This window comes from Nesterenkonia sp. E16_10 (assembly GCF_017347085.1).
Lineage (GTDB): Bacteria > Actinomycetota > Actinomycetes > Actinomycetales > Micrococcaceae > Nesterenkonia.
Window position 1 is genome coordinate 13,005 of record NZ_JADPSA010000022.1, and the last position, 23,066, is coordinate 36,070.

The window sequence follows — 23,066 nt, forward strand, 5'->3', positions numbered from 1 at the left end:
CAGAGAGTATATATGCTCGTCGATCCGGGCCTCTACTGCAGCCCGGAGGTGAGCCGGAAGGTGTTGTCCAGGTAGCGCACGTGCCACGGCCTGCGTGACCACTCCTGAAGGTCAAGCTCGGTGGAGAGCAGGAGATACCGCGTGAAGACCTCCTCGATCTCGGTGACCTTCTCCACGTCGACGATCATCAGCGTGACCTCCAGGTTCAGCGAGAAGGAGCGCATGTCCATGTTCGAAGAGCCCAGGACCGCGACGTGGTCATCGATGATCATGAACTTCGCGTGCAACACGTCCGGATCCGGGTAGCGGAAGATCCGCACCCCGGCCTCGAGCAGGATCTGGTAGTAGGACTGCTGGGCGTGCTGGACGGTGAACTGATCGGCCTTCTTCGAGACCAGCACTAGGACCTCGACATCGCGGTGCGCCGCGTTGGTGAGCGCGTAGAGCAGCGAATCGTCGGGGACCAGGTACGGCGTGGAGATGATGATCCGGTCCGTGGCCTGGTAGATCAGGTCGTTGAAGAGGCGCAGGTTGTTCTCATCCGGGAACCCCGGGCCGGAGGGGACCACCTGGACCAGCGAGCCGCCCGAGGCGGCCTCATCGGCCTCCAGGTCCACCAACAGCTTCTCGCCGAGGTTCTCGTTGGTCTCGGCGTACCAGTCGGAGGCGAAGACGATGTCGAGTCCGGTCACCGCGGGGCCGGTGAGCACCACATTGAGCTCGACCCAGCGTCGACCCATGCGCACCGCCGCGGGTCGCTGGTAGTGCGGTTCGATCAGGTTCGTGGAGCCGGTCAGCGCGGTGATGCCGTCGATGACCACGATCTTGCGGTGGTTGCGCAGATCCAACCGGGAGAAGCGCCGGCGCAGCGGACGAATCGGGAGCACCCGATGCCATTCGATCTTGGAACCGCGCAGCCTGCGCTTGAGCCGACGGTAGCCCTTGACCCGCGCCGTGCCGAGATGGTCATAGAGGAAACGCACCTTGACCCCGCGCTCGGCCGCGCGCTCCATGGCGTCGAGCACCGGGCCGGCGTACTCGCGGTCGTCCCCGACGATGTAGAAGAGCACATGGACGTACTCCCGGGCCTCATCGATCTGATCGACCAGCCAGGTGAAGGACGCCTTATAGTCCGTGATCAGCGTGAGCTGGTTGCCCTCCTGGATGGGGAAGGCGCCAAGATTGCGATTGAGCACCGCGGTGGCGCTGAGCTGCTCATGCTCACGCAGCTGGTCCGAGAGCTCCATCTGGCTGGTGGCCCGCAGCAGCGCGGCATTCATCCGCCGCTGACGCTCCTGCCGGCGGGCGGAGAGCTTGCTGCGGCCGAAGAGCAGGAACAGCGGCAGCCCGATCGCCGGGACGAAGAAGATCGCCAACAGCCAGGCCATCGCGGTGTTGGGGCGGCGATTGGAGGGAATGATGCCGATCACGGCCACTCGGACGCCGATCTCGAACACGAGGATGCCCAGGAGGATCCCCTGCGGCAGGGATTCCAGTCCCCACCCGCTAAATGGCCACAGCAACGCATACCCTCCAAGGTGTTCTGAGACAGCCTACTGGGTCTGGCCCCGCCGATCACCGCCGGCGGCCCGCCCAGGGGCTAGGCTGTAGCCATGGCTGAGCACTTTCGCGATGACTCTGTGGCCGCCGTCGCCGTACGGATCGACGCCGAACACCCCACTGGTGCGGTCTTTGACCCGCACCAGCCCCAGCTGCGGATCACCGACCTCGGTGCCATCCGCGGGGACGGGATATTCGAGACGATGTTCGCCGTGAACGGCACGCCGCGGAAGCTCGACGCACACCTGGCCCGACTGCGCCGCTCCGCCGGCATCCTTGACATCGGCATTCCCCCGGCAGACTCCTGGGAGGCCGCCATCGGGCTGGGCCTCGAGGAGTACCGCGCCCGGGGCGGGGTGCCTGAGGAGCTGGCGGTCAAGCTCGTAGCCACCCGAGGCGTGGAGGGCGAACCGGCCTCCGAGGATCCGGCCTTCGCCGGCACCTACTGGCTGATGCTGACTCCGGTGGCTGAGAGCATGCGGTCCAACCGCGGCAAGCCGCTGGCCGTGACGCTGCTGGACCGCGGCTACGACTCCACCGCCGCCGAACGGGCACCCTGGCTCGTGCTGGGCGCCAAGACCCTGAGCTATGCGGTGAACATGGCTGCGCTGCGCCACGCCGAGGCCGGCGGGTTCGACGACGTCATCTTCACCACCTCCGACGGCCAGGTGCTCGAGGGCCCGACCTCCACCGTGCTCATCGCGAAGGCGGGCGCCGACGGAGAGCCGCCGACGCTGATCACCCCGGTGCTGGAGACCGGCATCCTGCCGGGCACCACCCAGGGAGCGATCTTCACCGCGGCCGAGCGGGCCGGCTGGAAGCTCGGCTATGGGCCGCTGACCCCTGAGGACCTCTATGCGGCAGATCACCTGTGGCTGCTGTCCTCGGTGCGGCTGGCGGCTCCGGTGAACCGGATCGATGAGCATGAGCTCGCCGTGAACCCGGAGCTCACCGCGGCGCTGAACAGCTTCCTGGACCAGGACCTGCCGGTCAACCACCCGCTGGACTGAGCTGCGCGCCCTGGGCGCTAGAGCTGGCGGGCGTTGGAGCTGGCGGGCGTTGGAGCTGGCGAGCGTCAGAGCTGGCGGGCGTTGCGCAGCACCGGGACCAGTTCCCGGGTCCGGCTGACCAGTTCCGGGTCTAGCTCGGCGATCAGCAGCTCAGGCGCGCCGCCGGCCTCGCGGAGCGGGACGCCCAGCGGGGACACGATCATCGAATGCCCGATCCCGGTGGGCGCTCCCGGCACCGGGTCCACTCCGGCGGCGGCGGGATCGGCCTGGCCGCAGGCCAGGATGTACTGCGTGGAGTCCAGCGCCCTGGCCTGGGCGAGCAGCCGCCACTGCGCCAGCTTGCCCTCCCCCGCGCCCCAGGATGCCGGCACCAGGGTCACCTGCGCGCCAGATCGGGCATGGGCGGTGAACAGGTTCGGGAAGCGGATGTCGTAGCAGGTGGCCAGCCCGAAGGTGATGTCGTCGAGGACGAACTGCGCCGGGCTGCGGCCGGGCTGGACGCCGTCGGACTCCTTGAAGCCGAAGGCGTCGTAGAGGTGGATCTTGTCATAGGCGACGTCGATCTCCGCGGCCGCGCCGGAGGGGCCGGCGGGGCCCACGGCGATCAGGGTATTGACGACTCGAGGTCGACCGTCGGCGCTGGGCACCCCGGGGGTGAACATTCCGGCGACGATCACGATCTGGAACTCCCGGGCCAGGCCGCGGACGGCCTCGGCCCAGGCGCCGGTGACCGGTTCGGCCACGGGCGGCAGCGGGTGCCCGAAGGCGCGCTGGGCGGCCTCGGGGAAGACCACGACCCGCGCCCCGGCCTGCGCGGCACGGGAGGTGTATTCGCGGATCAGCTGCAGGTTGGCATCAGGGTCCGGGCCGGTGGTGATCTGAGCGGCAGCGATGCGCATCGATCAGACCTCTGCGCGATCTCCAGCCTTGCTGCGGAGCTTCTTCACCGTGGAGCTTGCGCCCCGCTGTGAGAGCACCTGCACGGCGGCGGAGACGGCGGCAGAGCCGATGGAGAAGGCCAGGGCGCGCTTGAGCGTCATCTCGTCGTTGGCCACGCGCGGGGCGTCGTCGCCGGTGGTCTTCTTCCACACGAAGTCGAAGATCCGCGTGGCGACGAAGCCGCCGGCCAGTGAGATGCCAAGGGCCATGCCCTTGTCCAGAAGCTTGTCCACAGTGTTCTCCTCAGAGCTGCTCAGGGGTGGTTGGGTGTCCTGGTGCTACTGTAGTGCACGTCATTTGAGACACGACAGGGGAGCGCCCCTCGACAGGAGATCTGGCTGATCAGCCAGTACCCTGCCGGCAGGGCGCTGAGAGTGGGCTGAAGGCCCAGACCCTCGAACCTGATCAGGTTAGGACCTGCGAAGGAAGTCGAGCATCTTCACTCGGACGTTTGAGCTGCGGCTCAAGCCTCCCTCCTGCGTGCTCTTGGTCCGCACTCACCTTCATAGGGAGAAGCATCATGAGCAGCAGCAATCGCACGGCCGCCGCAGGCCGCGGCACAGGCACACACTTCCCCGCCCGGTCATGGCGCTGGTCAGTGTCCGACATCGTGGTCGCCTCGGTGCTCGCGGTCGCCTCCGGGGTCATCTTCTGGGGCTGGAACCTCAGCTATCACCTGGTCGGGAACCTCTTCGTGCTCTACCCTCCGGTGGAGACCCTGGTGCACGGGATGTGGCTCTTCCCAGCCGTCCTGGGCGCCCTGGTCATCCGCAAGCCGGGCGCCGCGATCTATTGCGAGATGGTCGCCGCGGCGGTGTCCGCTCTGCTGGGTTCGCAGTGGGGGCTCACCGTGCTCTCCTCCGGCTTCATGCAGGGCCTCGGGGCTGAGCTGATCTTCCTGGCCGTGGTCTACCGCCGGTTCTCGCTGGAGGTCGCGATGCTGGCCGGCGCCGCCTCCGGGCTCACCGGCGGGATCACCTATCACTGGATCGTGCCGATGTACGCCTACGCTCCCCTGGAGACGATCATCCACATCGCCTGCTTCGCGCTCTCCGGGGCGATCATCGCCGGGGTGCTCCCCTGGCTCGCCACCCGCGGGCTCGCGGCGGCCTCGGTGCTGGGACCGCTGGCCTCCCGGCGGGCGCATCGGGAGCCGCGACTGAGTCTCGGCCGCTCACATGGGTGATGCGGTGGGTGATCCGGCGGGTCAGCATGCGGGTGAGGCTCCAGGCGTGGCCGGGCTCGCCCGCGGCGACACGACCAGGACGCGACCCGACGCCGGAGTGGCCGTCACCGCACGGGGATGGTCCTGGACCCATGCCGAGCGGGAACGTCCCGCCGTGGCGGGCCTGGACCTGAGCATCGCCGCCGGGGAGAAGGTGCTGCTGACCGGACCCTCCGGGGCGGGCAAGTCCACCCTGCTCCACGCGCTGGCCGCGGTGCTCCACGACGACGAGGCCGAGGTCCACGGGCAGCTGCTGCTCGACGGCGTCGCTCCCGACCAGGCCCGAGGCCGGGCCGGACTGATGCAGCAGGACCCGGAATCTCAGGTGGTGCTCTCCCGAATCGGCGACGACGTCGCCTTCGCGGCCGAGAACCTCGCCGTGCCCCGGGAGCAGATCTGGCAACGGGTGCGCGAGGCACTCACCGAGGTGGGCCTGGAGGGCTTCGGCCTGGACCATCCGAGCGCGAAGCTCTCGGGAGGACAGAAGCAGCGGCTCGCCCTTGCAGGGATCCTCGCGATGCGCCCGGGACTGCTGCTGCTGGATGAGCCCACCGCGAACCTGGACCCCGAAGGCGTCCGGCAGGTCCGTGACGCGGTGCTCTCCGCCGCAGAGGCCACCGGTGCCACCGTCATCCTGGTGGAGCATCGCCCTGAGGGCTGGGCGGAGCAGATGGACACGCTGCTCGTGCTCGAGACCGGGGGCGGCATCCGCAGGCGCAGTCCCGCGGCAGCGATCTTCACCGACCCTGCGCTGCGCCAGGAGCTGGGCGCGATGGGGCTCTGGGTCCCGGGTCGCAACCCGCTGCAGGAGCTGCCGGCCTGGCCGCGGGTGGCGGTGCCGCCGGATGGGCCTGCCCAGGATGCGGGGTCTGTGCGGGATGCGAGATCTGCGCGGGGCGGGATGCCTGTGCCGGCGACGGGCGAGCCGCTGCTGCTGGCCGACGGCCTCGCCGTGGGCCGGCACTCCCCCAAGGCTGGCTGGCGCAGCACCCAGCCCGCCGCGCCGACGCTCACCGACCTCGATCTGGTGATTCGTCGCGGCCAGGCTCTGGGCATCACCGGTGCCAACGGCGCGGGGAAGTCCACGTTGCTGCTGACCCTGGCGGGGCTGCTGCCCGGCCACGCCGGGAGCCTCGCCGCGACGGCGGAGCTCAAGGGTGGTGAGGCTGGCGCAGGGCTGGCCGCGGACCCGCATGAATGGCGCTCCGCCGACCTGGTCGCCCGGATCGGCGTGGTGTTCCAGGAGCCGGAGCACCAGTTCGTGCGCGGCACGGTGCGCGAGGAGCTGGCCCTCGGGGCGCAGCAGGCGAAGGTCCCCGGCACCTCCGATCCGCTGTTCACCGAGGCGCAGGTGACGGACCGGGTCACCGGGCTGCTGCAGCGGCTTGGACTCTCCGAGCTGGCCGAGGCCAACCCGTTCACGCTCTCGGGCGGGGAGAAGCGCCGCCTCTCGGTGGGCACGGTGCTCTCGGCCGGGCCGCCGGTGCTGATGCTCGATGAGCCCACGTTCGGTCAGGATGCGCGAACCTTCGCGGAACTGATCTCGCTGCTGCGGGAGCATCTGGACTCCGGTGGCACGGTGCTGGCGGTCACCCACGATGCGGACTTCCTGCGCGGACTTCAGGCCGAGGAGCTCCAGATAGGGGAGCTCGAGATCGGCGGCACCGACCGGGCTGCGCCGGGGGCCGATGGACAGCCTGGGGGTCCGATGACCGGTGAGCAGCCAGGGGCGCCGGGCGGGGAACTCTTCGCCGCCGTGCGCTCACTGTCCTGGCTGGGTCGGCGCAATGCGCTGGCCAAGCTGATCGCCGTCTTCCTGATCACGGCGGCGCTGGTGATGACCATCGATGTGGTGAGCTCCGGGGTCGTCATCCTGGCCACCCTGGCGCTGCTGCCCTTGGCCGGGATCCGTCCGGCGGGCTTCCTGCGGCGGATCTGGCCCTTTGCCGCGGGCGCGGTGCTGGCCGCCTGGGGCACCGCGATCGCGGCCGAGGAGTCCGGGCGGGTGCTCCTGGACCTGGGATTCACCACGATCAGCGAGGGGTCGATCGCGCTGGGGCTCGCGCTGGGCGCCCGGGCCTTGGCCATCGTGCTGCCCTCGGTGATCGTGTTCTCCACCACGGATCCCACCGACCTGGCGGACTCACTGGCCCAGCAGCTGCGGCTGCCGGCACGGTTCGTGCTCGGGGCGCTGGCTGCGATGCGGCTGCTGGGTCTGCTGGCGGAGCATTGGCGAACCATCGGACAGGCCCGCCGGGCCCGCGGGGTGGGCACGCATGGCGGAGCCGCAGCACGGATGCGCGGCACCGCCTCGCAGGCGTTCGGTCTTCTGGTGCAGGCGATCCGGATGGCCACCCGACTCGCCGTGACCATGGAGTCCCGCGGGTTCGGCGCGGGTCCGCGCAGCTGGGCGCGCCCCGCCCGGTTCAGCGCTGCGGACCTGCCGGTGATCCTGGGCGGCGCCCTGATCGGGGCGCTGGCGGTGACCGCGGCGGTGCTCAGCGGGGCCTGGAACTTCGTCTGGACCTGATCGGCTGCAGAGCCGGGTGAGCCTCAGGCTGCCCGGAGCCGGGTGAGCGCCTGGCTGCCCAGAGCCGGGTGAGGCTCAGGCTGGTCAGCCCCGGGTGGGCGGGGTGTCCCGGCTGATCCGCTCCACCGCGCTGGCAAGCTCGTCGTGGGTCAGCAGATCGCGGCGCATGTGCTTGGTCCGGTAGCCCGAGCGCCCCACCACATGGGCGCTGACCGGGGCGGTGAGCAGCTGCAGGCCCCAGGCGAGCACCACGATCGCCACCCATTCCCAGGACCGCCAGGTGATCGCGGCTGCCAGCAGCAGAGAAATCAGGCCCAGCACCTGGGGCTTGGTCGCGGCGTGCATCCGCGAGTGCAGGTCGGGCAGCCGGACCAGGCCGATGCCGGCGGCCAGGGACATCAGCCCGCCGATCACCAGCAGCACCGAGGCCACGGCGTCGAGGATCAGATCTGCGTCGAGAGATTCAATCATCACGGTCCTCCTGCTGTGAGGGCGGACCAGGCGGGCGCTCGAGGTCCGCCTCGGGGTCTGCGCTCTGCGCGGGAGCGGGGCCCTTGGCCTCGTCCTCATGCCGGCGCGGGGTGAACCCGGAGCGGGCCAGGGCGGAGAACCAGGAGGTGGACTCGTCCTCTCCCTCCTCCAGTCCAGGCATCCTCGGGGTGCTCACGGGGTCGTGCGGGGCCTCCGGCTCGTTCTCCGCGGCAGCGCCGGGAATGGCCGGGGCCACCGGAGGGGTCGGGTACGGGTCCTGCTCCGAGGTCCCACCGGCGACCTCTTCGGGAGAGCGCACGACCACGTAGCGCGCGATGGCCACGGCACCGAGGAACCCGATCACAGCGGTGATCACCACGAACAGGATGAAATCCTGATGGTCGTTGACCACCATGTCCACGATCATCATCGAGGCCACGATGATGAGCATGACATCGAGGCTGATCACCCGGTCCAGCACGGAGGGGCCCTGGTAAATGCGGTAGACGCTCCCGACTGCGCCGAGCGCGAGCAGGACCTGGGTGATGTGCACGGCGATCTCCAGCATCAGTCCTCCACCTCCTCGATCGTGACCCGCTCGGGAGAGCCGGCACTGGCGGCGTCGTCGGCATGCTCCGGCGTCTGGCCGGCGGCGCGCTCGGCAGCCCGGTCGGCCCGGCTGGGACCGCCGCCGCGGCGGATGAACGGGGCCTCACGCTCGGTCTTGGAGAAGCCGGACATCCTGCCCAGACGCTTCTCGGCCCTGACCACTGCCACATCCGAGCGGCTCCCCGAGGTGAGGATCAGCAGCGCCTCGGTCTTCAACGCGTCCTGGCGGATCTTCTCGGCGTCCTCATCGGACTTCACGTCGAGGGTGTGCAGGTAGAGCGTGGCAGTCGTTCGGTCGACGTCGAGGACCAGGGATCCCGGCACGAGCGCGAGCGCGTGCCCGGTGAGGGTCACGATCAGGTCATCGTGGCTGCGCAGCTGGACCGAGATGATCGAGTTCCTCACGCGTGGACCCACGACGATGGCGATCCAGGAGACCTGGAAGGAGGCGGCGATCATCTTGCCCAGGAAGCGCACGGTGAAGACCAGTCCCCACCATGGGTTCAGCCGGCCGCTGCCGCGCAGCGGCGGCAGGTAGAACACCCGGACGATGATCGTGGCGTAGACGACGCCGATGATGAACGTGCCGAGGGAGAAGTCCTGCCAGATGGCCATCCAGAAGAAGCCGAGGAAGGCGATCAGCGGAAGCTCAAGCTTCAGCGGAGTCTTGGGTCTCTTCATCACTGATCATCCCCGTCCGTGATCTCCGGGACGACCTCGGCCTCTTCGTCGTCGGGCTGCAGCGAGGTCTCCACGGGGGCGTGCTCGGCTGCGCCGCCGTCGTCGGTCTCATAGTCGATCAGGAAGGTGGCGGCGAAGTCCTCGAGCTCATCGCGGACGCCCTCGGTGCGCTCGGGACCGAAGACGGCCTCCAGGTAGGGGGTGCGCTCGTACATGTCCTGCGCAGCGGCCCGGGAGAAGTCCATCATCGGACCGGCGAAGACGCTGAACGCCAGGGACATGGCGACCAGTGCCGCGGTGGGCGCCACCATGGACATCGGCAGGTAGCGCTTGTTCGCCGCCCGGGAGTGGGCCAGGGTCTTGGACATCAGCTGCCGCTCGGGAGTCTCATCGGCGTCCTCGGGCTTGCGCCAGAAGCCGCGGGTCCAGATCCTGGCCACCGCCATCAGGGTCAGCAGGGAGGTCACCACCGAGGCGATCACCAAGGTCCAGGTGATCCAGGTGTTCTCCGCGATACCGCCCTGCATCATGCCCAGCTTGCCGATGAACCCGGAGAACGGCGGGATCCCGGCGAGGTTCATCGCCGGGATGAAGAACAGCAGGCCCAGCACCGGGGAGATCTTCGCCAGTCCGCCCAGCCGCAGCACGTTCGAGGTCCCGGAACGGCGTTCGATCAGACCCGTGACCAGGAACAGCGTGGTCTGGATCGTGATGTGGTGGGCCACGTAGTAGATGGTGGCCGCCATGCCGATGATCGAGCTCAGCGCGAGGCCGAACACCAGATAGCCGATGTGGCTGATCAGGGTGAAGGAGAGCATCCGCTTGATGTCCGCCTGTGCCAGGGCGCCGAGGATGCCGACCAGCATGGTCAGCGCCGCCACGATCATCAGCGCGGTGTTGATCCGCTCCCCCGGGAACAGCAGCGTCTCGGTCCGGATGATCGCGTAGATGCCGACCTTGGTGAGCAGACCGGCGAAGACCGCGGTGACCGGGGCGGGGGCCGTGGGATAGGAGTCCGGCAGCCAGAAGGCCAGCGGGAAGACCGCGGCCTTGATGCCGAAGGCCACCAGCAGCATCACGTGGAGCGTCAGCTGCACGCTGGGGTCGAGGTCGCCGAGCTTCAGCGCGAGATCGGCCATGTTCACCGTGCCGGTGGCGGCGTAGATCATGCCGATCGTGATCAGGAAGAGCATCGAGGAGATGATCGAGACCACCACATAGGTGACGCCCGCACGGATCCGGGACTCACCCCCGCCCAGGGTCAGCAGCACATAGGAGGCGGTCAGGAAGATCTCGAAGCCCACGTAGAGGTTGAACAGGTCCCCGGCGAGGAAGGCGTTGGAGACCCCGGCGACCAGGATCAGGTAGGTCGGGTAGAAGATCGAGACCGGGCCGGAGTCGTCCTTCTCCTCGGCGGCGCCCTGGCCCACCGCGTAGAGCAGCACGCACAGGGTGATGATCGAGGAGACCACGAGCATCAGCGCCGCGAACCGGTCGATCACCATCACGATGCCGAAGGGCGCCGGCCAGCCAGCCAGGTGGATGGCGTGGGCGCCGCCGTTCCAGACCTGGCTCAGCAGCGTGACCTCGAGGATCACCGTGAGCACGAGCGCACCGATGGTGATCGCCCGCTGGGCCGACTTGTTGCGATAGAAGGCGAAGGCGAAGCCCGCCCCGAAGAACGGGATCAGCACGGCCAGCGGGGTGAAGCTGAGGAATTCGGTGTTCATCAGCGCTGGCCTCCTTCGGTCGGGTCGGGGCCGTCACGGGGATCCGGGTCCTCGCTCGGATCGGCATCGGGATCTGTCGGGGCCTGACGTGGCGGCCCGTCGACGCGTCCGGCTCCGTGAGTGACGTCGAGCTGATCGGGATGCATCTCGCCGCCGGGAGGGGCGTCGTTCTCAGACCACGCCTCATGTGCCGCCTCGACGTCGCCGGTTCCTCGCACCGCATCGGTCTCATCGACAGCACCTGCCTGGTCCACGGCGTCTGATCCGCGACGCGGGTTCAGCAGCTGGCGGCCTGCGGAGTCGGTGTCGTCGGCGAACTCGGTGGTCTCGGTGGCCAGCTCGGCGTCTTCCTCGGTGTCATGGACCTTGGCGTAGGAGGCGACGCGGCGGTCTTCCTCGTCATCGGCGAGCTCATCCTGGCGGGCCAGCACCCAGGACCGGTAGATCAGCGCGAGCATGAAACTGACCAGGGCGAAGGCGATCACGATGGCGGTGAGCAGGAGCGCCTGCGGCAACGGATCCAGATACTCCTCCGCACCGACCTCGGGTGAATAGATCGGGGCAAGGCCGGCGCGTCCCGCGGTGTGCAGCAGCAGCAGATTCACGCCGTTGGAGATCAGGATGATGCCCAGCAGCACCCGGGTGAGCGAACGCTCCAGCAGCAGGTAGATGCCGATGGCGAAGAGCGCGCCCATGAGCACCAGCAGGGTCAGGTTGACGGTCATCGGGCCACCCCCGCGGAGGTCTCGCCGTGGATGCCGTGGGCGGTGGTGGTGGCGCGCTGGCCCTCACGTTCGCTGCGAACATCGATCTCCGAGCCGAGGCTGCGCAGGATGTCCACGATCAGGCCGATGACCACCAGGTAGACCCCGAGGTCGAAGAGGATCGCCGAGACGAAGTGATGCTCGCCGAGGATCGGGAGCGTGAGGTAGAAGTCGAAGGACTGGAAGGCCTGCCCGCCGGCGATCAGCGGGGTGAGGCCGGTGAAGCAGGCGATCGCCAGACCCCAGCCCATCAGGGCGCCGGCGGAGAACGGGATCGCGGCCTCGAGCTCGTAGCGCCCGCCCGCCAGGTAGCGCAGCACGAACGCCAGACCGGCCAGCAGGCCGCCGGCGAACCCGCCGCCCGGCAGATTATGTCCAGCCAGCAGCAGGTAGAGCGAGATCATGATGATGCCGTGGAACATCAACCGAGTGACCACCTCGAAGACGATGCTGCGGTGCTCCGGAGCGACGGTGCGCCCGGCCACCAGCCAGGCCTCGCGGGCCACGGTGGCGAAGGAGCGGGCGACCTGGATCTCGCGGACCTGGCGCGGGGAGAGCGCCTTGTCCGAGAGCACCCGTCCCACGGTGCCGCTGGGGACCTCGTGCAGCTCTCGGCGCTGCACGTCGCGGCGCTTCACGAAGATCAGTGAAGCGACGCCGGTCGCCGCGGCCGCGAGCACGGTGATCTCACCGAAGGTGTCCCAGACCCTGATGTCCACCAGGGTGACATTGACGATGTTCGCGCCCTGTCCGACCTCGTAGGCCATCCACGGATACTCCACGGAGACCGGATCGGCGGAGCGGGCGTTCATCGCCATCACCGTGACTGCCATCATCACCGCGCCGAAGCCGATGCCCAGGGCCGCGCGGCCGAACTTGAATCGGGTGGGGCTCTGGGTCCAGATCCCTGCCGGGAGGCTGCGCAGCGCCAGGACGAAGACCACCAGCACGATGGACTCCACCAGCAGCAGGGTCAGCGCCAGGTCCGGGGCGCCCTGCAGGGCGAAGATCCCGGCGATGCCCCAGCCGCAGAGTGAGACCATCAGCACCGCCATGAAGCGTTTGGGCGCCCAGATCGCACCGGAGGCACCGGCCAGGATGATCAGAGCCAGCACCACCTGCAGCGGCTGTTCGGCGATGATGAAGGAGTCCAGCATCCACCGGTCGGTCACCCCGGCGCCTCCGGGGGCGCCGAAGACCACCACGCTGAGCGGGACCACGGTCGCCACGGCGAGGATGATGAACAGGTACCAGCCCAGCGCGCCGCGCTGGGTCCGCGCGGTGACCCAGGAGGAGAGCATGTCGACCCCCCGGACCGAGGCCCGGTAGCCGCGCTCGGCGTCGAGCACCGGTGGCACCTTGGCCTGCAGGCGGGCGAAGGGTTCCCGGGTGCGGAAGAGCAGATAGCCGAGCACCCAGGTCAGCACGGAGAGCCCCAGCACCGGGGTCAGCCCGTGCCAGAGCGCGAGATAGGTCGGTTCGACCGCCGGATCCACCGGAGCGAACAAGGTGGCCCAGGGTTCCACCAGCGCCTGCACCGGCTGGGGGAACAGCGCCAGCCCCACCGTGATCGCCGCCAGGATCATCGGCGCGGCCAGGAAGACCCGCGGCACCGGGCCCTTGAACACGATCGGCGCCAAGGAGGCCCCGGAGGTCTCTCGTTTGGTGGCGAAGGCACCCCAGAGGAACCGGGCGGAGTAGGCCACGGTCAGCGCGGAGCCCAGCACCACGCCGATCAGCACCAGCCAGCCCCAGATCAGCGGCGATCCTTCGCCGCTGGCCTCCGCGTAGCCGAAGAAGGACTCGAAGACGACCTCCTTGGCCACGAAGCCGAAGAGCGGTGGCAGCCCGGCCATCGAGGCGGTGCTGATCAGCGCGACGATGAACAGCGGGCGCTGGGTGCGGGCCAGACCGGAGAGCTTGCGCAGGTCACGGGTGCCGGACTGGTGGTCGATGATCCCGACGACCATGAACAGCGCGGCCTTGAACAACCCGTGGGCCAGCAGCATCGTCAGGCCGGCGAGCGCCGCGTCCTCGGTGCCCAGCCCGTTGATCATGATCAGGAAGCCCAGCTGGGAGACCGTGCCGTAGGCGAGCACCAGCTTGATGTCGGTCTGGCGCAGCGCCCGCCAGGCGCCGACCAGCATGGTCAGCAGCCCGAGCCCGAGCACCAGCGGCAGCCAGAAGCTGGTCTCGGAGAAGCCCGGAGCGAACCGGGCCACCAGGTAGACCCCGGCCTTGACCATCGCGGCGGCATGCAGATACGCCGAGACCGGGGTCGGCGCGGCCATCGCGGCAGGCAGCCAGAAGTGGAACGGGACCAGCGCGGATTTCGAGAGCGCACCGAGCAGGACCAGCACCACCGCGATGTCCACCGCGGTCGCCGTGGCCGGGTCGGAGGTCAGGTCCGGGGCGGCGGCGAGGATCTCGGAGAGCCGGTAGCTTCCGGCCAGCTGGCCCAGCCAGAGCAGGCCCACCAGCATCGCCAGGCCGCCGAAGGTGGTCACCAGCAGGGCCTGGATCGCGGAGCGGCGGGCGTAGATCCGGTGCGCGGAGAAGCCGATCAGCAGGAAGGACAGGATCGTGGTGAGCTCCCAGAACACGAAGAGCATCACCAGGTCATCGGCGAGCACCAGGCCCAGCATCGAGGCGGCGAAGGCGAAGAGCTCCGCGGCGAAGGGACCTGCGGCGCGCTCGGAGGCGGAGAAGTAGCGAGCGCAGTAGAGCATCACCAGGGCGCCGACGCCGAGGATCAGCACCGACATGGCCAGCCCCAGGGCGTCGATCCGGAACGCGAGCTCCACGCCGAACTGCGGAATCCACTCGATCACCTCGGCCGGTGGGGCGTTGGGCGCCCCGATGCCGGCGGCCTGATCGGCCTCCAGCACGGCGGGGACGTAGCTGAGGATCGCGAACATGGCCACGGCCAGGACCGCGGCGAGGAAGAAGAAGGTGCGGCGGCCGAACCGGTGGAACAGGAAGGGGGTCAGGACGCTGAGCGAGAACAGCACAGCCAGCATCCCAATGATCATGTACCCCGCTCCTCTCCAGTCATCCATGCCTCGCTCGCCCAACGGCGAGTTCCTGAATCCAGGTTCTGCGGCGGCAATCCCCTCAATGTTAACAAACCAGGGTTACTATGCCGCAATGAGCACCAGTGAGCCCGCCGCGGGCACCGTCCTCGAGCCGTTGAAGAAGCGGCTCATCGCGGTCTGGAGCCTGTGGAGCTGGGGCAACGCCACCGTGAGCGCGGTGATGGTCACCTTCGTCTTCGGCACCTACATCGCTGACGCGGTCGGGCCCGGCGGGCAGGGCACGCAGTATCTGACCACCGCGAACACCATCGCCGGGCTGATCATCGCGCTCACCGCGCCGGTGATCGGGCAGCGCGCGGACAACGGAGGCCGACGACGTCGCTGGCTCGCCCTCAACACGCTGATCGTCATCGCGCTGGTCGCCGCCTGCTTCTTCGTGAAGCCGGACCAGGCCTACCTGGTCCTGGGGGTGACCCTGATGGCCACGATGACGCTCTTCGATGAGTTCGCGAACCTGAACTACAACTCGATGATCACCGATATCGCAGACTCCCCGCGGATGGGCCGGGTCTCGGGCATCGGCTGGGGCTCCGGGTATCTGGGCGGCATCGCGATCCTGGCCATCGTCTACTTCGGGCTGGTCGCCGGGGAGCCGCCACACTTGTTCGGGCTCGGCGAGGACGAGATGGTCAATGTCCGGGCGGTGGCGCTGGTGGCGGCCGCCTGGTTCCTGATCTTCTCGCTGCCGCTGCTGCTGACGCCGCTGAAGACCGCGGATCAGGAGGTGGTGCAGGACCGGGTCAGCATCCTAGAGTCCTACCGCCGACTCATCGGGCTGGTGATCGGGCTCTGGCGCGAGGACCGGAACACCTTCTGGTTCCTGGTCTCCTCGGCGATCTACCGCGACGGGCTCTCTGCGGTGTTCACCTACGGCGCGATCCTGGGCGTCACGGTCTTCGGATTCACCACCTCCGACATCCTGCTCTTCGGCATCGCCGGGAACGTGGCGGCCGCGCTGGGTGCGTTCATCGGGGGCTGGTTCGATGACCGGGTCGGTCCGCGCCGGGTGATCGCCACCTGTGTGACCGCGCTGATCCTCACCGCCGGGCTCCTGTGCTTCCTCGATGTGGAGCGCAGCCTCGGCGGCCTCGTGATCACCCCGACGAGCGCCTTCTGGGTCTTCGGGCTGATGCTCTGCGTGTTCGTGGGCCCGGCCCAGTCCTCCTCGCGGGCCTTCCTGGCCCGGCTGGCTCCGCCGAGCAGGGCCGGGGAGCTCTTCGGGCTCTACGCCACGGCCGGGCGCAGCGTGTCCTTCCTGACCCCGGGGCTGATCGCGCTGCTGCTGTTCAGCGCCGGCGGCAGCGATAAGGCGATCATCCTCGGCGTGGTGGTGATCCTGAGCATCGGCCTGGCCACCCTGACGCTGGTGCACAACCCCACCGGTCCGGCGAAGATGCGTGAGCACCGGGTGCGCGTCGGCAGCTGAGCGCGGGCGCGCTGGGCGCCCAGCGCCGCAGGTGCACGGGGCGCCCAGCGCCGCAGGCGCGCTACCTGATGATCGTGCGGTGGAAGTTCTCGTGGCTGCGCGAGGCCGTGGGCCCGCGCTGGCCCTGGTAGCGAGACTGGTGCGCACCGGAGCCGTAGCCGTGCTCGGCGGGAGAGCTCAGCCGGAAGAAGCAGAGCTGACCGATCTTGGACCCGGGCCACAGCTTGATCGGCAGCGTGGCCATATTGGAGAGCTCCAGAGTGACCTGTCCGGAGAAGCCGGGGTCGATGAACCCCGCGGTGGAGTGGGTCAGCAGTCCCAGCCGGCCCAGCGAGCTCTTGCCCTCCAGGCGGGCCGCGACGTCCTCGGGCAGGGTGACCGACTCGTAGGTGGCGCCGAGCACGAACTCCCCGGGATGCAGGATGAAGGGCTCCTCGGGATCCACCTCCACCAGCCGAGTCAGCTCTGGCTGGTCCGCCGCGGGATCGATGTGGGCGTATTTGTGGTTGTCGAACAGCCGGAACATCCGTTCCAGGCGGACGTCCACGCTTGAGGGTTGGATCATCGAGAGCTCCAGCGGGTCCAGCTTGATCCGCTCGGCGTCGATCTCGGCTCGGATGTCTCGATCAGATAGCAGCACCTGCCCAAAATACCCCAGCGTCGCGTCGGCGGAGATGATCGGAGACGAGGTGGGCCTGCTCGCATTGCATTCTGCGCGCGTCCATGATCGCGTAGAGGCATGACCGAGACACCCAACACTCAGCCAGAACAGACACCCGCCGCCGAGACCACCGCCGAGCAGGTCGGTTCCGCCGCCACGCTTGAGCAGGTTCTCATCGAGGGCCGGGACGGCAAGGCCCAGGCCGGCGAGATCATCCGCGCCTTCCTGACCAGCAGCGTCTACTTCCTCAGCCCCGAGGAGGTCAGCGATGAGACCGGTTCGGTGAACCCGCTCACGCTGCAGGACAACGAGGGCAACCCGCTGATCGCGCTGTTCAGCACCACCGGGAACATCCCCGAGGACTATAAGGAGCACGCTCCGCATGCCGTGGAGGCCCCCGGAGTCGCGATCGTGCAGTCCATCACCGGCGCCGGCATCATGATCGACGCCGGCCAGGAGCACGGGTTCCAGATCTCCGCGGAAGGTGTGGAGCGGATCCGCACCGACTTCATCAGCCCCGCCGAGGACGCCGAAGCCCAGCAATGAGCTGATCTCCGTTGAGTGGCAGCGCCGGGCTCACCCCGGACCGGGTTACAGTGATGAGCTGAACCTGCCGGACGAGCCGCAAGGAGTGACATGGGCGCGGTCCTCTCCGGCTTCACCATCATCTGGCTGATCATCGGGGTCGGCTGGATCATCGGCAGGTTCCGGGTCCTGGGCCCCGACGCGCGCGTGGTGATGAGCCGGGTCGCGTTCTTCGTCGCCTCCCCCTGCCTGCTCTTCGTCACCATCTCCGAGTCCTCGCTGCGCGAGGTGCTCGGCCCGCAGTTCGCGATCGCCACGATCGGAGCGCTGCTGAGCCTGGTGGTCTTCATCCTGCTCGGACGCTTCCTGCTGCTCAAGGGTCGCGCGGGCTCCGATCTGATGATCGGCGGAATGAGCGGCTCGCTGGTCAACGGTGCGAACCTCGGCTTCCCGATCGCTGCCTATGTGCTCGGCGACGTCGCGCTCGCCGCGCCGATCATCATGTTCCAGCTGGCGATCTACACGCCCATCTACGTCACTGCGCTGGACCTGCTCACCCGCGACCAGGGCACGACCACGAAGGTGCGGCCGCGGCCACGGATCTCGGCGGTGCGCAGCATCGGACAGTCGGCGGTGAACCCGATGATCATCGGAGCCGGCCTGGGCCTGATCTTCTCCTGGCAGGAGCTGCGCTTCCCCACCCCGGTGCAGGAGGCCATCGAGCTGCTCGCCGGAGCCTCGATCCCGCTGATGCTGCTGGCCTTCGGTCTCTCCCTGGTGGGCAGCCGGCCGCTGGACCGGGCCACCGGACGACGTCGTGACGTGTTCCTCGCCGCCGCCCTGAAACTGGTCCTGCACCCAGTGCTGGCCTGGCTGCTCGCGGCGTTCGTCTTCGGACTCGAGGACCATCAGGTGCTGGTCGCCGTGGTCATGGCGGCCCTGCCCACGGCACAGAACGTCCTGGTCACGGCCGTGCGCTATCAGACCGGTGAGGTCATCGCCCGCGACACGGTGCTGCTGACCACCATCGCGGCGATCCCCACCGTGGTGCTGGTCGCGGCGCTCCTGGGCTGAACCGCCCGGCGCCCGGGCCGGTGGTTGCTACGCTGATCCCTATGTCGCAGGCCCATCACTCCGCCCCGCCGCCCCCACCGGAGGCGGCCGAGCACCGGCGCTCCCACCGCGGACTGCTGGTGGCCTGGGCGGCCGCGCTGGTCATGGCACTGGCGGCCGGCGGCGTCGCGATCTGGCAGGTCAGCGAGAAGATCTACACCCCCGGCCACACCGCGCAGGAGTACTGGGACTCGATCACGCGAGGCAGCGGATCCGAGGCGCTGGGGTTCTTCGATCCTGCGGCGCTCGACGCCACAGAGACCGACCCGGTGGACAGCGTCCTGCTCGACGGCGAAGCGCTCGCGCGCAGCACCGCCGGCGTCGAGAACCCCCGGTTCGGGCAGACCACGGACGCGCAGGCCCGAGCGGTGATGCAGTTCGAGGTCGAGGGTGAGTCCTTCGAGACCCGGCTGCCCATGGCCGCGCCGCGAAACACGCTGGCCTTCTTCCCGGACTGGGAGCTCACGACGGCCTCGATGAGTCAGCTGCAGATCGATGTGCCCGGCGCCGCCGCCGGCGGCATCGCACAGATCACCGTGAACGGCGAGCCGGTGAACCTCGAGGAGGATTCCGTCAGGCTGCGCAGCTACGTCCCGGCGGTGGTGGAGGTCGCCGTGGAGAGCGAATGGCTGGTCGGTCGCTCACGGTACGTGGTGGTCCAGGAGGGTGGTGCAGACGGCGAGCAGAGTGAGGCCGCAGAGCCCCACCAGATCACCCTGGAGCTCGAGGCCTCCGAGGCCGCCCAGACGATGCTCCGCGAAGAGGTCCAGACCTACCTCGACGGCTGCGCCGAGCAACAGGTGCTGATGCCCGCTGGCTGCCCGATGGGCATCAACACCCCCAACCAGGTGGTCACCGAGTCCATCCGGTGGAACATGCCCGAGCCGGATGAGCTCACCCTGGACTTCGACGAGGAGGGCTGGGATGCCGCCGAGACCGACATGGCGGCCACCGTCAGCTTCGACTCGCGGCACTTCCACGACGGCGCCGCGCTCGAGGAGAGCCACCAGGTCGAGTTCGGCCTGAACATCGCGGTGGGCGCCAGCGGCGAAGAGCTGATCGTCGCGGTCTCCGGCTCCGATTGACCCGAACGGTAGACTCTGGCCCTGTGGCTGCCCAGAAGACTGCGATCCGCGACCCCGCGGAGACGAGGTCTGCAGTGGACCCCAAGACGCTCGAGGCCGCCGGGCTGAACTCGGTCCAGGTGCTGGAACGCAACCGGCTGGGCCTCGCGAATGTCCAGCCGCGCACCACCTCGCGTTCGATCACCGACATCCTGCGCACCCATCTGATGACGCTGTTCAATCTCATCATCGGGCTCTGCGCGCTCGCGATCATCCTGCTGGGACGCTGGCTGGACCTGCTCTTCGCCGTCGCCGCGGTGGCCAACGTGTTCATCGGGCTCTTTCAGGAGTACAGCGCGAAGCGCAAGCTCGATGCCATCGCGCTGCTGCACCAGGACGAGGTGCGGGTGCTGCGCGATGGGATGCTCCTGCAGATCCACCGTGAGCAGATCGTGCTCGACGACGTGGTCGAGCTGCACCGCGGCGACGAGATCCCCGCCGACGGCGAGGTGCTGCGCGCCGAGGGACTCGACGTGGACGAGTCGATGCTCACCGGAGAGTCCGACGCCGTGGCCAAGCGCCGCGATGACCGGCTCCTCTCCGGGACCGCCGTGGTGGCCGGATCCGGCAGGTTCCGGGTGACCGCCGTCGGCGAGCGGGCCCATGCGGTGCGGCTGGCCACTGAGGCCAAGCGCTATCAGAAGATCAATTCGGAGCTGCGCCGCGCGATGGAGAAGATCGCGTTCTGGCTCTCGATGGTGCTGGTGCCCATCGTCGCAGTGGTGCTCAACGGCCAGATGCAGGCCTTCGGCGGCTGGAGCGCCGCCTGGGAGTCGGGCCAGTGGCGGGACGCGCTGGTCACCGCGGTGTCCTCGGTGACCGCGATGGTCCCGCAGGGGCTGGCCCTGATGACCACCATCGCCTTCGCCGTGGCCGCCGTGAAGCTCTCCCGGGAGAACGTGCTGCTGCAGGAGCAGCCGGCCGTGGAGATCCTCGCCCGGGTCGACGTGGTCTGCCTGGACAAGACCGGCACGCTGACCGACGGGACCATCGCGTTCCACCGGGCCACCGCGCTGAGCCCACGGGGACTGCCGGCCCCCGCCCGCCGCGACCCGGAGTCCACCGCCCTGGAGGGGACCCGGGAGTGGGAGCAGGTGCTGGCCTTCTTCGGCGCCGATGAGGGCGCGAACGCCACCGCGGCCGCGCTGCGCGCGCCCTACAGCGCGCTGCCCCGGCACCGGGCGGCCAGCCAGGTCCAGTTCTCCTCGGCCCGGCGCTTCTCCGCGGTGAGCTTCGCCGCGGACGCGGGCGGGCTGGCCGGGCACTGGGTGCTGGGCGCCCCGGAGATCCTGCGCGGCGACGCCACCGATCCGCAGGTGCACACGGAGGCGCTGCTGCGCCGCACCGATGAGCTCTCCAGCCGCGGCCTGCGCACGATGCTGCTGGCCCATGCGCCGCTGGACGGTCCGATCCTTCCCGGCGGCACCGGGCCGCTGGGCCGCGGGCAGCGGCTGCCGCATGGACTCGTCCCGGTGGCGCTGCTGACCTTCAAGGAGAACGTGCGCCCCGAGGCTCACGCCACGCTGGAGTATTTCCGCGAACAGAACATCGCGCTGAAGGTGATCTCCGGGGACTCCCCCAAGACCGCGGCCGCGGTGGCCCGCGAGGTGGGCATGGTCATCGAGGGCGATGCCGTGGATGCCTCCACGCTCACCGGAGATCCCGCGGCGCTGCGCGAGATGCTGGAGCACCACTCGGTGTTCGGCCGAGTCTCCCCCGAGCAGAAGCGCACCATGGTGGAGGCGCTGAAGGCGGCCGGGCACGTGGTCGCGATGACCGGGGACGGGGTCAACGACGCGCTGGCCATGAAGAAGGCCGACCTGGGGATCGCCATGGGCGACGGCGCACCGGCCACCAAGGCCGTGTCACGGATGGTGCTGCTGGACGGGCGCTTCGACCGGCTTCCCTCGGTGCTGGAACAGGGCCGCAAGGTCATCGCCAACACCGAGCGGGTGGCGCACCTGTTCCTGTCCAAGACCGCCTATGCGATCCTGCTCGGGCTGATCTACGGACTGCTGTTCTGGGAGTTCCCGTTCCTTCCGCGTCAGTTCTCGACCGTGGACTTCCTGATGATCGGGTTTCCGGCGTTCTTCCTGGCTCTGATACCCAATCCGCGGCGCTACCGCCCGGGGTTCCTGCGCCGCTCGCTGTACTTCTCGCTGCCGAGCGCGATCGCGATCGTGCTCGCCGTGGTCACGGTCAGCGCCTTCGGCCGCTACCTGCAGGAACCCGCGGCGGCGATCCAGACGGCGGCCACGCTGTGCCTGACCGCGGTGGGACTCTGGGTGCTCAACATGGCGCTGCGCCCGCTGACCTGGCCCCGGGTGGCTCTGATCGGGTCCATGTATCTGCTCCTCGCCGCGGTGCTGCTGGTCCCGATCTCCCAGCAGTACCACCTCTTCGCGATGCCCTCGGCAGAGCTGCTGACGGTCGCGCTGATCTCCAGCATCCTGGGCTGCGGGCTCGTCGAGGTCGGGAGCCGGGCGGTCACCGCGCTGACCCAGCGCCGTGCCGAGCCCGGGAATACCGAGCCCGGCTAGGACGCTGGATAATGGACCAGGTGATGAGAACACTTCCTTCGTCGAAAGCGAGCCGAGCATGCTGAGGACCGTCCTGGGCGGCAAGATCCACCGGGCCACCGTGACCCACGCGGACCTGCACTATGTGGGGTCCATCACCGTGGACACCGATCTGCTCGAGGCCGCCGGGATCGTCGAGGGTGAGAAGGTCCAGATCGTCGACGTCACCAACGGCGCACGGCTGGAGACCTACACCATCGCTGGTCCACGCGGCTCCGGGGTCATCGGGATCAACGGCGCCGCCGCCCACCTGGTGGATCCAGGTGACCTGATCATCCTGATCTCCTATGTGATGCTCGACGCCGCCGAGCTCGCCGATCACCGCCCGAAGGTGGTGCATGTGAACGGCGAGAACCGGATCGTCGAGCTGGGCCAGGACCCGGCCGAGCCGGTGCCCGGCGCGACGGACCAGCTGAACCCGCGCACCGCCGTCGTCGGCTGAATCAGGGTCGCGTCAGGGCGGCCTCAGGGGCCATCAGGGGTCATGGCCGTGACATCGGTCTGCAAAGCAGACTAAGTTCTAGAGGGACTCGTAAGACACGAGAGACTCATCCACCGTCAGAACGGAGTTGACCATGCGACTGTTCACACTGGGCGCCGGCATTGCCATCGGCTACATCATCGGCAGCAAGCGCGGCCAAGCGGAATTCGAGCGGAGCCTCAGCGCCGTGAAGAAGAGCGCCGCGGAGACCTGGAAGGACCCCAAGGTCCAGGACACCGTGACCAAGGCCGGAGAGACCGCCAAGCAGTACGTCTCCACCGTGGCCGACTCGGTCAAGAAGCACGCCGACGACGCCGCCGCACCGGTGACCGACGTGGCGGTCGACGCCGCCGCGCGCGCCGAGGACGCCGTGAAGAAGGCCGGCGCCAACACCGAGAAGCTGGTGGATCAGGCCGCCGAGAAGGTCGAGAAGCAGGCCGACGCCGCGGACAAGCAGGCCCGCGAGTCCTCCAAGGGCAACGGCTCCTCGAGCAGCTCCTCCGGGACCAACGCACGCTGAACCCAGGCACTGCCAAGCAGTGA

The 23,066-nt window shown here is 68.9% G+C and carries 20 protein-coding genes and 1 riboswitch; of the genes, 10 read left to right on the forward strand and 10 right to left on the reverse strand.

Annotation, left to right across the window (positions count from 1 at the left end):
* Nucleotides 1-32 precede the first annotated feature (32 nt).
* Nucleotides 33-1,523, reverse strand: coding sequence for a cardiolipin synthase (cls, locus tag I2487_RS06420; RefSeq protein WP_207170296.1), 1,491 nt, complete (start codon nt 1,521-1,523; stop codon nt 33-35).
* Nucleotides 1,524-1,613: 90 nt separating this feature from the next.
* On the opposite strand from cls, the gene I2487_RS06425 reads away from it, so the two are divergent.
* Entirely contained in the window at nt 1,614-2,570 is a 957-nt protein-coding gene (locus tag I2487_RS06425; protein ID WP_207170295.1) for an aminodeoxychorismate lyase, read from the forward strand.
* A 65-nt stretch (nt 2,571-2,635) separates the two neighbouring features.
* Here I2487_RS06425 and I2487_RS06430 read toward each other — a convergent pair whose 3' ends face one another.
* A complete protein-coding gene (locus I2487_RS06430) occupies nt 2,636-3,469 on the reverse strand; it encodes a carbon-nitrogen hydrolase family protein (RefSeq protein ID WP_207170294.1) in 834 nt (277 codons plus the stop codon).
* A 3-nt stretch (nt 3,470-3,472) separates the two neighbouring features.
* On the reverse strand, nt 3,473-3,742 hold the full coding sequence (locus I2487_RS06435; protein ID WP_207170293.1) for a DUF4235 domain-containing protein: 270 nt from the start codon (nt 3,740-3,742) through the stop codon (nt 3,473-3,475).
* Between the two features lie 66 nt (nt 3,743-3,808).
* A riboswitch (TPP riboswitch) is annotated at nt 3,809-3,954 on the forward strand.
* 75 nt (nt 3,955-4,029) lie between these two features.
* On the opposite strand from I2487_RS06435, the gene I2487_RS06440 reads away from it, so the two are divergent.
* Together I2487_RS06440 and I2487_RS06445 are read left to right on the forward strand one after the other, a co-directional pair.
* Nucleotides 4,030-4,695, forward strand: coding sequence for an ECF transporter S component (locus I2487_RS06440; RefSeq protein ID WP_207170292.1), 666 nt, complete (start codon nt 4,030-4,032; stop codon nt 4,693-4,695).
* A complete protein-coding gene (locus I2487_RS06445) occupies nt 4,688-7,264 on the forward strand; it encodes an ATP-binding cassette domain-containing protein (RefSeq protein ID WP_207170291.1) in 2,577 nt (858 codons plus the stop codon). Before I2487_RS06440 ends, I2487_RS06445 begins: the two co-directional genes overlap by 8 nt.
* Before the next feature lie 84 nt (nt 7,265-7,348).
* Here I2487_RS06445 and mnhG read toward each other — a convergent pair whose 3' ends face one another.
* From mnhG to I2487_RS06475, 6 genes are read right to left on the reverse strand one after another with little or no spacing between them, the layout of a single operon-like run.
* Entirely contained in the window at nt 7,349-7,735 is a 387-nt protein-coding gene (gene mnhG / locus I2487_RS06450) for a monovalent cation/H(+) antiporter subunit G (RefSeq protein WP_207170300.1), read from the reverse strand.
* The gene (locus I2487_RS06455) at nt 7,728-8,303 is read right to left on the reverse strand and encodes an MrpF/PhaF family protein (RefSeq protein WP_207170290.1); all 576 of its coding nucleotides are present in this window, start codon (nt 8,301-8,303) and stop codon (nt 7,728-7,730) included. Before I2487_RS06455 ends, mnhG begins: the two co-directional genes overlap by 8 nt.
* Complete coding sequence (locus tag I2487_RS06460) at nt 8,303-9,025, reverse strand: Na+/H+ antiporter subunit E (RefSeq protein WP_207170289.1); 723 nt, start codon at nt 9,023-9,025, stop codon at nt 8,303-8,305. The genes I2487_RS06455 and I2487_RS06460 overlap by 1 nt, the downstream gene beginning before the upstream one ends.
* Nucleotides 9,025-10,755 (reverse strand): Na+/H+ antiporter subunit D, encoded by a 1,731-nt coding sequence (locus I2487_RS06465; protein WP_207170288.1) that lies wholly within the window; start codon nt 10,753-10,755, stop codon nt 9,025-9,027. Before I2487_RS06465 ends, I2487_RS06460 begins: the two co-directional genes overlap by 1 nt.
* Nucleotides 10,755-11,480: a Na(+)/H(+) antiporter subunit C gene (locus I2487_RS06470; protein ID WP_207170287.1), complete on the reverse strand. Its 726-nt coding sequence runs from the start codon at nt 11,478-11,480 to the stop codon at nt 10,755-10,757. The genes I2487_RS06465 and I2487_RS06470 overlap by 1 nt, the downstream gene beginning before the upstream one ends.
* Nucleotides 11,477-14,551 (reverse strand): Na+/H+ antiporter subunit A, encoded by a 3,075-nt coding sequence (locus tag I2487_RS06475; RefSeq protein WP_218624174.1) that lies wholly within the window; start codon nt 14,549-14,551, stop codon nt 11,477-11,479. Before I2487_RS06475 ends, I2487_RS06470 begins: the two co-directional genes overlap by 4 nt.
* A 115-nt stretch (nt 14,552-14,666) precedes the next feature.
* On the opposite strand from I2487_RS06475, the gene I2487_RS06480 reads away from it, so the two are divergent.
* The gene (locus tag I2487_RS06480; RefSeq protein WP_207170286.1) at nt 14,667-16,040 is read left to right on the forward strand and encodes an MFS transporter; all 1,374 of its coding nucleotides are present in this window, start codon (nt 14,667-14,669) and stop codon (nt 16,038-16,040) included.
* Nucleotides 16,041-16,101: 61 nt separating this feature from the next.
* Here I2487_RS06480 and dcd read toward each other — a convergent pair whose 3' ends face one another.
* Nucleotides 16,102-16,680, reverse strand: a complete 579-nt coding sequence (gene dcd, locus I2487_RS06485; RefSeq protein ID WP_207170285.1) for a dCTP deaminase — start codon at nt 16,678-16,680, stop codon at nt 16,102-16,104.
* A 99-nt stretch (nt 16,681-16,779) separates the two neighbouring features.
* Between dcd and I2487_RS06490 the strand changes: the two genes are divergently transcribed.
* The 6 genes from I2487_RS06490 to I2487_RS06515 all read left to right on the forward strand — a co-directional run bounded on the left by I2487_RS06490 (nt 16,780) and on the right by I2487_RS06515 (nt 23,043).
* A complete protein-coding gene (locus I2487_RS06490) occupies nt 16,780-17,247 on the forward strand; it encodes an SseB family protein (protein WP_207170284.1) in 468 nt (155 codons plus the stop codon).
* A 90-nt stretch (nt 17,248-17,337) separates the two neighbouring features.
* The gene (locus I2487_RS06495; RefSeq protein WP_207170283.1) at nt 17,338-18,300 is read left to right on the forward strand and encodes an AEC family transporter; all 963 of its coding nucleotides are present in this window, start codon (nt 17,338-17,340) and stop codon (nt 18,298-18,300) included.
* A gap of 41 nt (nt 18,301-18,341) precedes the next feature.
* The gene (locus I2487_RS06500) at nt 18,342-19,424 is read left to right on the forward strand and encodes a hypothetical protein (RefSeq protein WP_207170282.1); all 1,083 of its coding nucleotides are present in this window, start codon (nt 18,342-18,344) and stop codon (nt 19,422-19,424) included.
* 23 nt (nt 19,425-19,447) lie between these two features.
* Nucleotides 19,448-22,003 carry an HAD-IC family P-type ATPase gene (locus I2487_RS06505; RefSeq protein WP_207170281.1) on the forward strand — a complete coding sequence of 852 codons (2,556 nt, stop codon included), beginning with the start codon at nt 19,448-19,450 and terminating at the stop codon, nt 22,001-22,003.
* Nucleotides 22,004-22,061: 58 nt separating this feature from the next.
* Nucleotides 22,062-22,484: an aspartate 1-decarboxylase gene (panD, locus tag I2487_RS06510; RefSeq protein WP_207170280.1), complete on the forward strand. Its 423-nt coding sequence runs from the start codon at nt 22,062-22,064 to the stop codon at nt 22,482-22,484.
* Nucleotides 22,485-22,617: 133 nt separating this feature from the next.
* On the forward strand, nt 22,618-23,043 hold the full coding sequence (locus I2487_RS06515; RefSeq protein ID WP_207170279.1) for a hypothetical protein: 426 nt from the start codon (nt 22,618-22,620) through the stop codon (nt 23,041-23,043).
* The last annotated feature ends 23 nt before the right edge of the window (nt 23,044-23,066 follow it).